This is a genomic window from Methylobacterium sp. GC_Met_3, from assembly GCF_026540775.1.
Taxonomy (GTDB): Bacteria; Pseudomonadota; Alphaproteobacteria; order Rhizobiales; family Beijerinckiaceae; genus Methylobacterium.
Genome location: NZ_JALNUL010000006.1, coordinates 230,020 through 243,364, shown reverse-complemented (window position 1 = coordinate 243,364; position 13,345 = coordinate 230,020). Strand labels below are relative to the sequence as shown.

Genomic DNA, 13,345 nt, shown 5'->3' with positions numbered 1-13,345 from the left:
ACCACACCTGCGCGACTCGCACGCTTCGAGCGACGAAGAACCTGAAGCTCGTGCAGAAGCTCCTCAATCACTCCTCGCTCAGCGTGACTGAAAAGTATGCTCACGCCGATCTCGACGACCTACGCAACGCGATGATGGAGACATCGGCCGACAACATGGCCCGTCGCACAAAATCCCGAGAAAAGTCCCGAGACGTTATGGTCTCCGACCGAAAAAGTGAAATGCAGCAGTAGGTTGACGATATGTCGAGCGGGATGCTTCTAAGCGGCAGGTCGTAGGTTCGAGCCCTACCGGGGTCGCCAACCCTTCGCCCGCCGGATCGATCCTGGCCAGTGTGCCCGGTCGGGCAAGCGCTGCGACGGCATCGCGAACCCCCTCGAAACCGCTGGACCCCGGCATCAGACCCGCCGACATTGCCGGTGCAGAGGCGCGGAGACGCGCGCCCGCATGGCGGAGGGATCGACAATGGGCAGGCTCGGGATCTGGGGCAGTGCGGCTGTGGCCGTCCTCGCGGCAGGCGGGGGCTGGCTGGCGGCGCAGGGGACGCGTGAGGCGGTCGCGCACCCGCCGCGCTTTCCGCAACTGACCCTGGAGCAGCTCACGCCTGCGCAACGCCCGGTCGGCGAGAAGATCCTCAAGGTCTCGAGCGTCGGGCTGGCCGGCCCCTACAACCCGATGATTCGCAGCCCCGAGATGGCGCAGCGGATGTACGACCTGCTCGACTATCTGCGCTGGCACACCTCCGTGCCGACGCGGCTGAACGAGTTCGCCATCCTGATCCAGGGGCGGCTCTGGCGCTCGCAGGTAGAGTGGTTCGCCCATTATCCGCTGGCCATCAAAGCCGGCCTCTCCGAGCAGGTCGCGGCCGACCTCAAAGCGAACAAGCGACCGGAGGGCATGAAGCCGGACGAAACCGCCGTGTACGATTTCTGCATGGAGCTCTCCACGCAGCACGCGATCTCGGACGAGACTTTCGCGCGGGCCAAGGCGGTATTGGGCGAGCAGGGCGTGGTCGACCTGACTGCGCTGAGCGGTACCTACGTGACGGTCGCCATGCTTCTGAGCATGGCCGAGGAGGGCGGGCCGCCCGGCAAGGAACCGCCGTTCAAGCCCGGGGAGCGATAGGCGCGCCGGCCCCTGGGACCGGCGCGCTTCGGCTCAGTGCCGCGGCAGGGTGTGAAGCGCCTTCAGGAAGACGTCCACCTCCGCGCGGGTGTTGTAGAAGGCGAGCGAAGCCCGCACCGACTGGTCGACGCCGAACCGGCGCAGGGCCGGCAGCGCGCAGTGATGGCCCGAGCGCACCGCGATGCCGTGCGCGTCGAGGTGGTGGGCCACCGCCTGGTTCTCCTGCCCCTCGATCACGAAGGACATCACGCTCGCCTTCTCGTGCGCCGTGCCGATCAGGCGCAGGCCCTTCACCTCGGCCAGACCGCCCTGCGCGTACTCCAGCAAGTCGTGCTCGTAGGCGGCGATCGCCGGCAGGCCGATGCTCTCCAGATAGTCCAGCGCCGCGCCGAGGCCGACCGCACCCGCGATGTCCGGGGTACCGGCCTCGAACTTCTCCGGGGCGCCCTTGTAGAGCGTCCGGGCGAAGGTGACGTCCTCGATCATATGGCCGCCGCCCTGCCAGGGTGGCATCGCTTCGAGCAGGGCGGTCTTGCCGTAGAGCGCGCCGATCCCCGTCGGCCCGAACACCTTGTGGCCCGAGAAGACCAGGAAATCGGCATCGAGCGCCTGCACGTCGAGCGGCATGTGCGGCGAGGATTGCGCCGCATCGACCAGCACCGGCACGCCGTAGGCATGGGCCAGCGCGATGATCTCCCGGATCGGGTTCACGGTGCCCAGCGCGTTGGCGACATGCGTCACCGAAACGATCTTCGTCCGCCCCGAGAGCAGGGCTGCGTATTGCTCGAAGATGATCTCGCCCCGGTCGTTGACCGGGATCACCCGGAGCGTCGCCCCGGTGCGCTGCGCCAGCAACTGCCAGGGGACGATATTGGCGTGGTGCTCGATGGTCGAGACGATGATCTCGTCGCCCGGCCCGATATTAGCCCCGCCGAACGAGGCGGCCACGAGGTTGATCGCCTCCGTGGTCCCGCGCAGGAAGACGATGTCGTCCTTCGTGGGCGCGTTGATGAAGCGGCGCACCGCTTCCCGGCCGCCCTCGAACAGGTCCGTCGAGCGCGCCGCCAGGGTGTGGGCGGCCCGGTGGATGTTCGAGTTGTGCCGGCCGTAAAATTCGCTCGTCGCGTCGATCACGGCCTGGGGCTTGTGGGTGGTGGCGGCGTTGTCGAGCCAGACCAGCGGATGGCCGTTGACGCTCTGGTGCAGGGCCGGGAAATCCCGGCGGACATGCTCCACGTCGAACGGCGCCGCCACCGGGCTCGATCCCTGCGCCGTCAGCCGCGGCGCGGGGCCGGGATGGCGGGTGGGTTCCACCCGGGGGCTCGCCGGAGCGCGGCGGGCCGGGGCTCCGAAGTTCAGGAAGTAGTAGTCGCCCACCGGGGCCTCATCCACGCCGGTCTGCGTCGGCGCGGCCGGGACGAGATGCGGGGCCAGCGCGTGCGCGAAGGCGTTGGCGCGGGGATGGTCCGCGGCGATCTGCCGGTGCAGCTCCGGACCGCCGGGGAAGGAGAAGTCCGGCAGGACGGAACGCGGGCTCGCCGGGTGGATCGGCGGGATCGCCGCCACATCGGCGAAGGCCGGGCTCGCGGGTGCGAGATTCGGAAGCGTCGGGCCGGAAAGGCCCGGCACGCCGACCGGCGGCGCCCCGAAGGAGCGCGCGCCCAGGCCCGAGACCTCAGGCTGGAAGCCCGCGGGAAGCCCCCCGGCCGGAGCCGAGGGGGTTCCCACCGAGGCGCTCGGCAGCTTGGCGCCGCCGAAGCCCTGCGGCAGGCCTTCCAGAGCCTGAGGCGCCTGGGGCCCTGCCGGGATCGTGGGGGCGAAGGGCTGGCTCGCGGCCTGCCCCTGGCCGTAGATCTCGCGGGCGAGACGCCCGACGAGATCCGCGTGGGCGAGATCGCCCACGTTCCCCGTGGGGATGCCGATCGCCGGCACCTCAGGCGTAGTCATGGTAGTTGCCCAGCAGCACGTTATCGAGGCGGGCGATCGCGTCCTCGACCAGCACGGCGGCCGAGAAGTACCGGGTCACGAGGTGCGAGGCGATGGAATGGTCGTTGGTGCCCATGTAGCGCACCGACAGGCCGGGCTCGATCTCGCCGGTCACGCCGGACTTCTGCAGGCCGACCACGCCCTGCTCGCCCTCGCCGACGCGCAGGAGCAGGATCGAGGTGGTCTGGGCGCCGGTCACCGGGTCGATGTCGATCGGCAGCTTGTCGCTCGGCACCAGCGGCACGCCGCGCCACGTGATGAACGGCGCGCCGAACAGGTGCACCACCACCGGCGGGACGCCGCGGCGGGTCGCCTCCCGGCCGAAGGCCGCGATCGCGCGGGGATGGGCCACGAAGAAGGCAGGCTTCTTCCAGACCAGCGTCAGCAGTTCGTCGAGGTCGTCCGGGGTGGGCGGGCCGCCGCGGGTCGGGATGCGCTGGCGCGGGCCGACCTCGCCCAGCAGGCCGAACTGCGCGTTGTTCAGCAACTCCCACTCCTCGCGCTCCTTCACGGCATCGACCGTCAGGCGGATCTGCTCGCGCAGCTGGTCGATCTCGTTGGAGTAGAGATCCGTGACCCGGGTGTGGGTGTTGAGGATCGTCTGGATGGTCGAGAGGTGGTATTCGCGCGGATCGACTTGGTAGTCCACGAAGGTCGTCGGCAGGCGCGGCTCGCCGGTATGGACCGCTAGGAGCTCTATACCCTGCTCACCGTAGGCGTTGGAGTGGCCCTTCAGGCGCTCGCGCTCCTCCTGATACTGGGCGATCTTGGAGCGGATCTCCTCGCTCTCCACCGCGGCGGCGTCGAGGGTCAGGAGCGTCACAGCCGACAGGGCCTTCACGGCCGGGGCGGGGGCCTTCTCACCGGCGAGTCCGGCATCGCCGAAATAATCGCCCTTCGTGGCCAGGCCCTGGCGCAGGCGGCCCGAGTAGGGGCCCGACAGCGTCAGCTCGACCGTGCCGTCCGCCACCACGGTGAGGCTGCGCTCGGCGGCGCCCTCCTGATGGATCACCTCACCGGCCTGGTGCCGGCTCTCCTTGAACTTGCCCGCGAGCGTCGCGAGTTCGGCATCGCCCAGCCGGCTGAACAGGGGCACGGAGCGGAGCGAGCCGGAGCGGATCACCCGGCCGTTCTCCTCGGCGGTGAGCTCGACCCGGCCGGGCTTGGCCAGCACGACGGCCCGCCGGTTGACGCGGTAGACGCCGCCGGCCACGTCCACGAAGGGTAGAAGCCGCAGGAGCCAACGCGGCGTGTTGGCCGCGTTCTGGACCGACGTGACGGTGGCCGTCGCAAGATTGCGTGCCGCTGTGGCGCTGACGCTCAAACCCGGTCCGCTCATCGTTCGTTGTCTCCGTCTGGTTGCGGGCGCGCCCCATCGGCCCGCGCATCGGCGGGCGGCCGCGTCGTCGAAACGGGCCGGGCGCAGGATTTCGTAAGGGCCGGATCAGCTTTCGAGCAGGATACGGTCCAATGAATCAAATTTTTCGGTGTAAGCCTGAAATGTTGCGTCGCTATTTTGACTGAATCGGCCTGCTGCAGAACCAGCAACGCTTGAGTACGACTCGGATGGCTCGATGGTCAACGGAAGAGAATTCCTATTTTACCTTGCTCGATGGGATGATGGCCTCTCGTTCGTCCGGAAAGGAGAATGCAAGTGAAGAAAAATCGGAGAGCAAAGAAATTCATTCTCTGTTGTCCGGCGCGCGCCGGAGCAACCTGAGGACAACGTTTCAAAAGAAGGATTTTTCTGGACGGATCAGATCCCGTCACCGAAGCCGAACGACTGATCCATGCTGAGCGCCGGCTCTTCATCGGCGCGGAGGCGCGAGACGACCCGGGCCGGCACGCCCGCGACCGTCGTGTGCGCGGGCACGTCTGCCAGCACGACCGCGGCGGCGGCGATCTTGGCCCCTTCGCCGACGCGGACATTGCCCAGCACCTTCGCGCCGACGCTGAGCAGGACCCCGCGCTCGATTTTGGGATGCCGGTCGCCACTCTCCTTGCCGTTGCCGCCGAGCGTGACCGACTGGAGGATCGATACGTCGTCGGCCACCACCGTGGTCTCGCCGATCACCACCCCGGTGGCGTGGTCGATGAACACCCCCGAACCGATTCGGGCCGCCGGGTGGATGTCGCAGCCGAACACCTCGGAGATGCGGCTCTGGACGTGCAGCGCCAGGGTCGCCCGTCCCTGGTGCCACAGCCAGTGACCGACCCGGTAGCCTTCGAGCGCGGCGAAGCCTTTGTAGAACAGGAAAGGGTCCAGGTAGCGCCGGCAGGTCGGGTCGCGCTCGCGGATGGCCACCAGGTCGCGCACCGCGTGGGCGCTCGCTCGGGAATCCGCCTCGAACGCCTTGAGGCAGAGGTCGCGCATCGACAGACGCGAGAGGTCGCCATCGCCGAGCCGGTGGGCGAGGCGGTAGGCCAGCGCCTGGGCGAGGCTGCGCTGGTCGAGAATCGTCGCCTGGATCAGCCCTGCGTAGAGCGGTTCCTCGATCAGGGCGGCCATAGCCTCCGCGCGCAGCTCCGCCCAGACCTCCGCCTCTTCGGTGCTGTGGCTGATCGCCCGCAGGGGCGGCTGCAGGATGGCGCGTGCGGTCACGGGGGCTGGCCGATCAGTGCACCCGCCGGAACAAGTCCGGCAGATAGCGTTCCAGGACGGCATGGCCGTCGAACGCGACATCGACGGTGCCCGAGCGCCCGTCCCGACCGTGGATGCGGACGATTCGGCCCCTGGCGTGCCGCCAGATCCCCAGGGCCTCCGCGAGGTCCAGGCGCTCGAACACCACCTGATCCCCCCGCCTGATCGCTGCTGCCGGCATCCGGTCCTCCTTGCTGCCGGGTCCGGGTGCCCGGTCGTGATTCCTGGCTTCGGCCTTGGCGGGGGGGAGCGGAGTCCCTCCCGAGGAAAGGCCTTCTGCGTCCTCCGGCTCGGCGGAGACGATTTCGTTCGCGACTTGCCCGAAGTAGAGCATGTTATTCGCTAAGCCATTGTTATCGCTTGATAATTATCGATCCAACGCCGTTTGGCAAGGCTTGTTCCAGAGGCGGCCCGGCGATATCCCGACGCCAGAGACACCGGGATTCTCAACAATGGACGCGTATCTTCCGGCCCTCGGGGGCGGCCTGCTGATCGGCCTGTCCGCCGCGATGCTGTTTCTGCTCAACGGCCGCATCGCCGGGATCAGCGGGTTGGTGGCCGGACTTACGCGACCGGGCGCGCGATGGCGCGCGGATGCCGCCTTTCTGATTGGGCTCGTCCTCGGGCCGCCGGTCTTCGCCCTGCTGGCGGGGCATTGGCCGGCGATGCGGATCGCCGCCGGATGGCCGGTCCTGGCGCTGGCCGGGCTGCTGGTCGGCTTCGGCACCCGGCTCGGCTCCGGCTGCACCTCCGGGCACGGGGTCTGCGGGCTCGCCCGGCTGTCGCCGCGCTCGATCGTGGCGGTGCTGGTCTTCCTCGCCACCGGCATGCTGACGGTGGCGATGATGCGGGTGGCGTCGTGAGCGGCGCGGCGCGTTCCGTCGCGACGCATGCCTTGGCGGCGCTCGCCGCCGGCCTGCTGTTCGGGCTCGGCCTGTCCCTGTCGGGCATGCTCGACCCCGCCCGCGTGCGCGGCTTCCTCGATGTCGGAGGCGCCTGGGATCCGAGCCTCGTCTTCGTGCTCGGCGGGGCGGTGAGCGTGTCGGCCCTCGGCTACGCCCTGTCCCGCCGATTCCGGCGCCCGGTACTCGCCGAGACCTTCGACCTGCCGACGGCGCGGCGGATCGATCCGCCGCTGGTGCTCGGGGCCGCCCTGTTCGGGGTCGGCTGGGGCCTGTCGGGCTTCTGCCCGGGACCAGCTATAGCCGGACTCTCGACCGGTGCGGCGCCGGTCCTGGTATTCGTGGTTGCCATGCTGATCGGCATGGCGGCGCACGATCTGGCCTGGGCGCCTGCGCGGCACAGGACGTCGCTGCGCTAGCCGGCGGCGGCTTGACCCCTTGCGTTCGCTGGGCTTGGTCCCGGACGGCGCGGTCGCCCGGATCGCCGGCTTCCTCGCGATCGTCTCGATGGCCGCGCTGGGCCTCGGGGCGATGTTCGCGTCCTGACCCGGGTCGGCGGCCGGGTGACGCTGGCGGTCACCGCCTTGCTCCTCGTGCTCCTGGCGATCGCGGTCCTGCTCATCCGCCGCTTCGGGATCGGCTGAGCGTGGCGCAGGATCAATCGGCGGGCTCGTAGCGCAGTGTCCCCGCGCGGCGCGTCGGCTGGCCGGTGTCGTTCGTGTGGTTGACGCCGTCCATCACGGGTACGGTGGGGAAATCGAACGGGCTGACACCCTTCAGGCAGGCCACGTTGACCGCGTAGAGCGTGCTGTCCGAGCGCCGCTGATGGTGCGTGTAGATCCCGCAGCGGGAACAGAAGAAGTGCTCTGCGGCGCCGGTGTGGAAGCGGTAGCTCGTCAGCACCTCCGCGCCCTGCCGGATCCGGATCCCGCCCGCCTCCGCCATCGCCACGACGGCGCCGCGCATGCGGCAGTACGAGCAGGTGCAGCGCCGGATCGATCGGAAGCCGTCGCTGAGCGCCACGTCGAACCGCACCGCGCCGCAATGGCACCGGCCGGCATGCAGGTCCGTCTCTGCGTCCATGTCGCCCAAACCCGTCCTCTCCCCCCGGACCGAGCGTATCGCCGTGGCGGGGACCGGACAATTCAGGGATTCGCACGCGTTCTGTGAGGTGGCCTCACGTGTGGGTTCGGGCCGGCTCGTGACCGAACTGGATCGCCCGCGCGATCTCCGCGCGCCGCGCGGCGTAACCGGGGGCCGCCATCGGGTAATCGCTCGGGAGGCTGTAGCGCGCGCGGTACCGCTCGGGCGTCAGGCCGTTAGCCTTGAGGTGGCGTTTCAGGGTCTTGTAGGCGCGGCCGTCGATGAAGCTGATCAGGCCGTCCCGCTGGACCGAATTGCGGATCTCGGCCGGCGTCGGCCGGACGGGCGCCGGCAGGCTATCGGCCGGTGGCACGAGTGCCATCAGTGCGGCGTGTACGCTGGTCAGGATCTGCGGCAGGCCGGTCGGCGCAACGGCATTGCGCGAGAGATACGCCGCGACGACGCGCACCGCGAAGTCATCTATCGCGCGCCGGAAATCGGGTTGAGACGGATTTGCATCCTGCCGATTCATCATGATCTCCCGTCAAAACGCATACAAACGGCAATACTCATACATTATGCGGAGTCAACGTGGGGAGGCGGCCGGTGCGGTCCCGCGTTGCGCGGGGCACGGGTCGGCGCGCCGCAGTGTCGGCCGCTTTCTCTCGATCGGGCTTCGTGATTCAATACAATCTTCGTGCAGTGCGAAGTCTCTTCAGGGAGCGGATCCCCTGTCCTCGCATCGACAGGCCGGAGAGCCGGCCGCGTGTTGGTCTCAACCATGGGCCTCGAACCGTGCCCTGGCGGGGGCGGGACGCGCCGGCCTGCGGGTCGCACCGCTCCTCGTGCTGCTGCTCGCGCCGTCCGCCGTCCGCGGGCAGGACACGCTCGGGCTGATCGCCCCGGACGCGCCCGAATTCGGGGCGCCGTTCGAAACGGGGATGCGCGCCAGGGTCGCCGCCCAGTTCCCGGATGCGCCCCGCGTCCGGTTCCGAAAGGTCAGACCGATGCCGGGCGAGACCGGCCACGACATCGCGTTCTGCGGTCAGGTCAGCGCGACGCCGCCGGAACAGGCGGCGCCGAGCTTCCACCTGTTCCTCTACGGCCGGACTGCCGAGACCGAGACCGTTCAGATCCTCGGATCCGAATCCCTCAACGGCTACCGGGTCGGCCGCAAGCTGATTGGCGCCCTGCGGCGTATCGGTTGCCTTTAGATCACGCTCCGCCGAAGTGGACACCGGTTCGCCGCGAGCGAGCGCGTCACAACGAGCGCCGAGAGCTTCGCGCTGGAACCGGCTGGGGTGAAGCGAGCAGCAAGACTGTAATGCAACGTCATGGCCAGCTATTCTCGGTCGGAGCAGGCGATGTCATACTTTTGGAAACAGACAAGATCCGGGAGAACGACATGGCGCGCCGCCCATCGGCTGGGAGATACCTGATTGCGGCGGGCGCCCTGGTCATCGCAGGTGCAGCCGCAGCTCAGGAGGTCAAGCGGACCGAGCTCGGTCGTCAGCCAGTCTCGGGTGATGAGAGCCGCGAGATCGTCATGCAGCTGGTCGAGATCCCGCCGGGGGCGACCTCGCGCCGGCATTTTCACAACGGCGAGGAAGCCTACTACCTGCTGGAGGGCGGCCTCGCGCAGGTGCTGGGACAGGCGCCGAAGGAGCGGCCGGCCGGCGAGCGCGGCATCAACCGGCGCGGCGTCCCCCATGCCGGCTACACGGTGGTCGGCGACAGGACCGTGAAGATCCTGTCGGTATCCGTCGTCGACAACGGCAAGCCCCTCCAGGAGGCTGCCGAGTGAGCCGCTGCCCGATCGGTGGCGAGATTGTGGCAGAAGCTTGACTATTGCCGTCGAATCAGTTTTAAACTTGATTGTTGCGTCATGGATACACCCCAAAGGGCTTTGGAGGTTCTGATGTGCGCGCGGAAGACCTTCTATATTTTCGCCAAGTCCTCCGATGGCCAGCTTTTCTGCGCCGTTCGTCAGGATCAGCCGATCCCCCGGATGATTGACGGCGTGCAGTGGCGTTACGTGACCTGCATCGACACCGCACGGGACCGACCGTTCGGCTTCGACGTGGACGACGCCAATAAGGCCATGCGGAACGGTGGCGTATACTTCTACAAGCGCGAGTTCGTGTTTTCCCAGCCCCGCACGCTGCTTCAGGCCGCCTGAACGTCGGCCCTCCACCGGCTGCCGCACGGACGCCTTCCGCATCTGTGTGCTGGAAAAACGCCGCATCGCGGGCGGGCTGGGTGAACCGATCGCAGGACTCGTCGCTTGGCACGCGGTGGGATCCGGGGATTCGGGCCCCGGCCGCGGGAGGACGGACGTGTCGTTCAGGATGGGTCTGGCCGGCTTGGCGCTGGCGACGATGGGTGCGGCTCCGGCCTGGGCCTGGGGCGTTCCCGGATGCACCAATCTCCCCGAATACAATCGCGCCCTCGGGGCGTTGCAGGGGATGACGAGCGCCTGCGACATGAGCGTCGAGGAAGCCCGTCGGGTGATCGCGGCCCATGATGGGGTCGCCGCACCGCCGCCCGCCGCGGCGCCGACAGTCGCGCCGCCGCCCCGGGCCCATCGCCGGCCCCATCGGAGGGTCCGGCACGCGCGCCCGACACGGCGGTGAACGCGGGTCCTGATCCCGCACAGCACCGCCTTGGCTCTGGCGGCCCTTCCGGTGACGTCCGCCGAGCCGCTGACCTGCATCCAGCAACTCTCACCTTGGACCCGGCCATACTCTCTGGGACGGCGGCGATTGGTCTCCGATATCTGAATCTGCGAGCATCTGCGGAGGGGCAGGGCGCGCGGCGGGTGGTCGACACGCCTCAGATGAAGCTCGGCTCCGGTTCCTCTGGCGGCTCGAAGGCCTCCCGGATGGCGTCCGGGTCGACGGCGTCGAGTGTGGCTGGCTGCCAAGCGGGCCGGTTGTCCTTCTCGACCAGCACCGCGCGCACGCCCTCGTAGAAATCGTGCCCCCGCATGATGTGCGTCACCAGCCGGTACTCCGTTCGGATGGCCGCGATCACGTCCAGATCGGCCCCGCGCCGCATCTGCTCGAAGGCGAGGCAGAGGCTGGTCGGCGACCGGCTGCGGAGGGTGCGGGCCGCTTCTGCGGCGAACGCCGACCCTTGGACCGCGTCGAGTCGCGCCAGGATCGCCGGGACGCTCTTAGCCGAGAAGCATGCTTCGATCAGGGCAGCCTCCCGGATCACCGGCCCGGTCGGCGGCGGAGGCGCGGCGTGGGCGGCCAGGGCCGGCTCGATCGGGCCGCCTTCCGCCAACGCGTCCAGGATCGCCGGGAAGTCGGTGGCGCGCGCCGCATGGGTCGCCAGCCCGAGGGCGAGGGCGTCGCCCGCGCCGATCTTCGATCCGGTCAGCGCCAGGTAGGTGCCGCTGCGACCCGCCAGACGCGGCAGGAGCGCGGTGGTGCCAACATCCGGGACGAAGCCGATCCCGACCTCCGGCATCGCGAAGGCGTAGGATTCGGACGCGACCCGGTACGGCCCGTGCACCGAGATGCCGACCCCGCCGCCCATGACGATGCCGTCGACCAGCGCGACGATCGGCTTGGGGTAGCGGGCCATCGCGGCGACGAGTTCGTACTCGCCGCGCCAGATCTCGAACATCGCCTCCGTCTGCCCGGCCTTGGCGGCCTCGTAGATGCGTCGGACATCGCCGCCCGCGCAGAAGGCCCGTCCGCCGCTGCCCTGCACGACTACGCGCGTCACGCGGTCGTCGGCCTTCCAATCGTGGAGCTGGGCCTGCATCGCCCGGATCATGCCGAGCGTCAGCGCGTTCAGGGCCTTGGGCCGGCTGAGCGTGACGAGGCCGAGGGCGCCGCGCGCCTCGAACACCACCTCATTGGTCGCCTGTGCCGTCATCGTCGGACGCATCCACCCTTGTGAGCTTCGGTTTATGGGGCGGCTGAATAGGCTGGCATCCGGATGGCCGCAACGACGGGGCGGAATGGCGAACAAACGCCCCCGACCGTCGCCGATCCCGCGCTCAAGCCGCGCTGCGACAGCATCGACAGCCTGCCTCGGGATGATAAGCGTCGCGGCCCGCACGGACATCCGGTCGGCATAGGACAGACGTAATGCTCTACATGGTCCACATGCAGGTCGACATCCCCGCCACCCTGCCGAAGGCGGAGGCGGACCGTCTGAAAGCCGAGGAGAAGGCCTTCTCGCAGAAACTGCAGCAGGACGGCACGTGGCGGCACCTGTGGCGGATCGCCGGGCAATACGCGAATTACAGCGTCTTCGATGTCGCCGGGAATGACGCACTGCACGACATCCTGACGGCGCTGCCGCTCTACCCGTACATGACGATCCACGTCACGCCGCTGGCCCAGCATCCCTCAGCCATCGCGGCCAACTGACAGGTCGAAACCATGCCCTTCATCATCGAGACCTTCGACAAGCCCGGCAGCCTCGAGATCCGCAAGGCACACCGCGCCGAGCATCTGGCCTATCTCGACCGGATCAAGGACAGCCTCCTGGCCTGCGGCGCCAAGCTGAACGACGACGGCAGCGATGCGGGCGGCGGCCTCTATGTCGTCGATGTCGAGACCCGCGCCGAGGCCGAGGCGCTGATCCAGGCGGATCCGTTCTACACGGTGGGCCTGTTCGCGCGCGTCGAGATCAAGCGCTGGCGCAAGGCCTATCTCGACGGCAGAAGCTATCTCTGAGGGAGGGGCGCATATGGCTTTCGCCGAACTCGATGGCGTGCGGTTGCACTACAAGGCGGATGGCGATCCCGCGAACCCCGCGCTCGTGCTGTCCAACTCGCTGGGTGCGTCGCTGGACATGTGGGCGCCGCAGGTCGAGCCCCTGGCGCGCCACTTCCACCTGATCCGCTACGACACACGCGGCCACGGCCAGTCGGAGGTGACGCCCGGACCCTATACGATCGCCCAACTCGGCCGGGACGTGGTCGGCCTCTTGGATCACCTTGGCCTGAAGCGGGTGCATTTCGCCGGCGTGTCGATGGGTGGCCTGACCGGGCAGTGGCTCGCCCTGAACCATCCGGAGCGGCTGGCGCGCCTCGCCCTGTGCAACACGGCCGCGTATATCGGACCGCCTGAGAACTGGACCAGCCGGGTCGAGGCGGTTAGCGCGAACGGCGTCGGCAGCATCGCCGATGCGGTGGCCTCGCGCTGGCTGACGGCGGGCTACGCGGCCGCCCAACCCGAGCTGGCGGCCAGCCTGCGGCGGACGCTGGCTGCCACGGCGTCGGAGGGCTACGCGGCGGCCTGCCTGGCGGTGCGCGACGCCGATTTCCGCGCCGACCTTCCGCGGATCCCCGTGCCGACGCTGGTGATCGCCGGGATGCACGACCTCGCGACGCCGCCGGCGGAAGGCCGCTTCCTGGCGGACCACATCCCCGGCGCGCAGTATCGCGAGCTCAGCGGCGCGCACCTGACAAATCTCGAGGATATCGAGCGCTTCAACGAGGCCCTGATCGGGTTCTTCGGCGAAACGCGCGCGTCGTAGAGCCGTATTCGATCGCGATGGTCCAGACAGGAGGCCCATTGAGAACGGCCATCCAACCCACCCCCTCATCCTGAGGCGCCCGCGGCAGCGGGCCTCGAAGGAGGGC

18 protein-coding genes and 1 pseudogene are annotated in these 13,345 nt (G+C 68.9%); 12 read left to right on the top strand and 7 right to left on the bottom strand.

Annotated features, from left to right (window positions below; all coding sequences use genetic code 11):
* Together OXS27_RS11565 and OXS27_RS11560 are read left to right on the top strand one after the other, a co-directional pair.
* A partial coding sequence (locus OXS27_RS11565; RefSeq protein ID WP_267356330.1) for a tyrosine-type recombinase/integrase occupies positions 1-233 on the top strand: 233 nt, incomplete at its 5' end.
* A 232-nt stretch (positions 234-465) separates the two neighbouring features.
* Positions 466-1,125: a carboxymuconolactone decarboxylase family protein gene (locus OXS27_RS11560; protein WP_346732995.1), complete on the top strand. Its 660-nt coding sequence runs from the start codon at positions 466-468 to the stop codon at positions 1,123-1,125.
* A 33-nt stretch (positions 1,126-1,158) separates the two neighbouring features.
* Here OXS27_RS11560 and OXS27_RS11555 read toward each other — a convergent pair whose 3' ends face one another.
* The 4 genes from OXS27_RS11555 to OXS27_RS11540 all read right to left on the bottom strand — a co-directional run bounded on the left by OXS27_RS11555 (position 1,159) and on the right by OXS27_RS11540 (position 5,933).
* Positions 1,159-3,072 (bottom strand): family 2A encapsulin nanocompartment cargo protein cysteine desulfurase, encoded by a 1,914-nt coding sequence (locus tag OXS27_RS11555; protein WP_267356328.1) that lies wholly within the window; start codon positions 3,070-3,072, stop codon positions 1,159-1,161.
* The gene (locus OXS27_RS11550) at positions 3,059-4,450 is read right to left on the bottom strand and encodes a family 2B encapsulin nanocompartment shell protein (RefSeq protein ID WP_267356327.1); all 1,392 of its coding nucleotides are present in this window, start codon (positions 4,448-4,450) and stop codon (positions 3,059-3,061) included. The genes OXS27_RS11555 and OXS27_RS11550 overlap by 14 nt, the downstream gene beginning before the upstream one ends.
* 417 nt (positions 4,451-4,867) lie before the next feature.
* On the bottom strand, positions 4,868-5,713 hold the full coding sequence (gene cysE, locus OXS27_RS11545; protein WP_243921796.1) for a serine O-acetyltransferase: 846 nt from the start codon (positions 5,711-5,713) through the stop codon (positions 4,868-4,870).
* Between the two features lie 13 nt (positions 5,714-5,726).
* On the bottom strand, positions 5,727-5,933 hold the full coding sequence (locus OXS27_RS11540) for a hypothetical protein (protein ID WP_243921798.1): 207 nt from the start codon (positions 5,931-5,933) through the stop codon (positions 5,727-5,729).
* 271 nt (positions 5,934-6,204) lie between these two features.
* On the opposite strand from OXS27_RS11540, the gene OXS27_RS11535 reads away from it, so the two are divergent.
* The 3 genes and pseudogenes from OXS27_RS11535 to OXS27_RS11525 form a co-directional block, all read left to right on the top strand.
* On the top strand, positions 6,205-6,615 hold the full coding sequence (locus OXS27_RS11535; RefSeq protein WP_243921800.1) for a YeeE/YedE thiosulfate transporter family protein: 411 nt from the start codon (positions 6,205-6,207) through the stop codon (positions 6,613-6,615).
* Positions 6,612-7,073, top strand: coding sequence for a YeeE/YedE family protein (locus OXS27_RS11530; protein ID WP_243921801.1), 462 nt, complete (start codon positions 6,612-6,614; stop codon positions 7,071-7,073). Before OXS27_RS11535 ends, OXS27_RS11530 begins: the two co-directional genes overlap by 4 nt.
* 19 nt (positions 7,074-7,092) lie before the next feature.
* Positions 7,093-7,298 (top strand): annotated as a pseudogene (locus OXS27_RS11525) (putative sulfate exporter family transporter); the annotation flags it as partial.
* A 13-nt stretch (positions 7,299-7,311) separates the two neighbouring features.
* Here OXS27_RS11525 and OXS27_RS11520 read toward each other — a convergent pair.
* A complete protein-coding gene (locus OXS27_RS11520; protein WP_243921803.1) occupies positions 7,312-7,737 on the bottom strand; it encodes a GFA family protein in 426 nt (141 codons plus the stop codon).
* A 94-nt stretch (positions 7,738-7,831) separates the two neighbouring features.
* Positions 7,832-8,272 carry a MucR family transcriptional regulator gene (locus tag OXS27_RS11515; protein ID WP_267356326.1) on the bottom strand — a complete coding sequence of 147 codons (441 nt, stop codon included), beginning with the start codon at positions 8,270-8,272 and terminating at the stop codon, positions 7,832-7,834.
* 310 nt (positions 8,273-8,582) lie between these two features.
* Here OXS27_RS11515 and OXS27_RS11510 point away from each other — a divergent pair, with 310 nt between their 5' ends.
* The 4 genes from OXS27_RS11510 (at position 8,583) to OXS27_RS11495 (ending at position 10,370) form a co-directional block, all read left to right on the top strand.
* Entirely contained in the window at positions 8,583-8,951 is a 369-nt protein-coding gene (locus OXS27_RS11510; RefSeq protein WP_267356325.1) for a hypothetical protein, read from the top strand.
* Between the two features lie 191 nt (positions 8,952-9,142).
* The gene (locus OXS27_RS11505) at positions 9,143-9,541 is read left to right on the top strand and encodes a cupin domain-containing protein (protein ID WP_243921809.1); all 399 of its coding nucleotides are present in this window, start codon (positions 9,143-9,145) and stop codon (positions 9,539-9,541) included.
* Between the two features lie 114 nt (positions 9,542-9,655).
* Positions 9,656-9,916 (top strand): hypothetical protein, encoded by a 261-nt coding sequence (locus OXS27_RS11500; RefSeq protein ID WP_267356324.1) that lies wholly within the window; start codon positions 9,656-9,658, stop codon positions 9,914-9,916.
* 157 nt (positions 9,917-10,073) lie between these two features.
* Positions 10,074-10,370, top strand: a complete 297-nt coding sequence (locus OXS27_RS11495) for a hypothetical protein (protein WP_267356323.1) — start codon at positions 10,074-10,076, stop codon at positions 10,368-10,370.
* A gap of 199 nt (positions 10,371-10,569) precedes the next feature.
* Here OXS27_RS11495 and OXS27_RS11490 read toward each other — a convergent pair whose 3' ends face one another.
* Positions 10,570-11,625, bottom strand: coding sequence for an enoyl-CoA hydratase/isomerase family protein (locus OXS27_RS11490; RefSeq protein ID WP_267356322.1), 1,056 nt, complete (start codon positions 11,623-11,625; stop codon positions 10,570-10,572).
* Between the two features lie 215 nt (positions 11,626-11,840).
* Here OXS27_RS11490 and catC point away from each other — a divergent pair, with 215 nt between their 5' ends.
* Genes catC through pcaD form a run of 3 tightly spaced genes read left to right on the top strand, consistent with a single transcriptional unit; the run spans position 11,841 to position 13,239 of the window.
* Positions 11,841-12,125: a muconolactone Delta-isomerase gene (gene catC, locus OXS27_RS11485; protein WP_243921817.1), complete on the top strand. Its 285-nt coding sequence runs from the start codon at positions 11,841-11,843 to the stop codon at positions 12,123-12,125.
* A 12-nt stretch (positions 12,126-12,137) separates the two neighbouring features.
* Positions 12,138-12,434, top strand: a complete 297-nt coding sequence (locus OXS27_RS11480; protein WP_267356321.1) for a YciI family protein — start codon at positions 12,138-12,140, stop codon at positions 12,432-12,434.
* Positions 12,435-12,447: 13 nt separating this feature from the next.
* Entirely contained in the window at positions 12,448-13,239 is a 792-nt protein-coding gene (gene pcaD / locus OXS27_RS11475; protein WP_267356320.1) for a 3-oxoadipate enol-lactonase, read from the top strand.
* Positions 13,240-13,345 lie beyond the last annotated feature (106 nt).

What these genes read in the sequence shown, in the direction of transcription:
- OXS27_RS11560 (WP_346732995.1), top strand. Translation starts at nt 466, where the DNA reads ATGGGCAGGCTCGGGATCTGGGGCAGTGCGGCTGTGGCCGTCCTCGCG.
- OXS27_RS11555 (WP_267356328.1), bottom strand. Translation starts at nt 3,072, where the DNA reads ATGACTACGCCTGAGGTGCCGGCGATCGGCATCCCCACGGGGAACGTG.
- OXS27_RS11550 (WP_267356327.1), bottom strand. Translation starts at nt 4,450, where the DNA reads ATGAGCGGACCGGGTTTGAGCGTCAGCGCCACAGCGGCACGCAATCTT.
- OXS27_RS11540 (WP_243921798.1), bottom strand. Translation starts at nt 5,933, where the DNA reads ATGCCGGCAGCAGCGATCAGGCGGGGGGATCAGGTGGTGTTCGAGCGC.
- OXS27_RS11535 (WP_243921800.1), top strand. Translation starts at nt 6,205, where the DNA reads ATGGACGCGTATCTTCCGGCCCTCGGGGGCGGCCTGCTGATCGGCCTG.
- OXS27_RS11520 (WP_243921803.1), bottom strand. Translation starts at nt 7,737, where the DNA reads ATGGACGCAGAGACGGACCTGCATGCCGGCCGGTGCCATTGCGGCGCG.
- OXS27_RS11515 (WP_267356326.1), bottom strand. Translation starts at nt 8,272, where the DNA reads ATGATGAATCGGCAGGATGCAAATCCGTCTCAACCCGATTTCCGGCGC.
- OXS27_RS11505 (WP_243921809.1), top strand. Translation starts at nt 9,143, where the DNA reads ATGGCGCGCCGCCCATCGGCTGGGAGATACCTGATTGCGGCGGGCGCC.
- OXS27_RS11500 (WP_267356324.1), top strand. Translation starts at nt 9,656, where the DNA reads ATGTGCGCGCGGAAGACCTTCTATATTTTCGCCAAGTCCTCCGATGGC.
- OXS27_RS11490 (WP_267356322.1), bottom strand. Translation starts at nt 11,625, where the DNA reads ATGACGGCACAGGCGACCAATGAGGTGGTGTTCGAGGCGCGCGGCGCC.
- catC (WP_243921817.1), top strand. Translation starts at nt 11,841, where the DNA reads ATGCTCTACATGGTCCACATGCAGGTCGACATCCCCGCCACCCTGCCG.
- OXS27_RS11480 (WP_267356321.1), top strand. Translation starts at nt 12,138, where the DNA reads ATGCCCTTCATCATCGAGACCTTCGACAAGCCCGGCAGCCTCGAGATC.
- pcaD (WP_267356320.1), top strand. Translation starts at nt 12,448, where the DNA reads ATGGCTTTCGCCGAACTCGATGGCGTGCGGTTGCACTACAAGGCGGAT.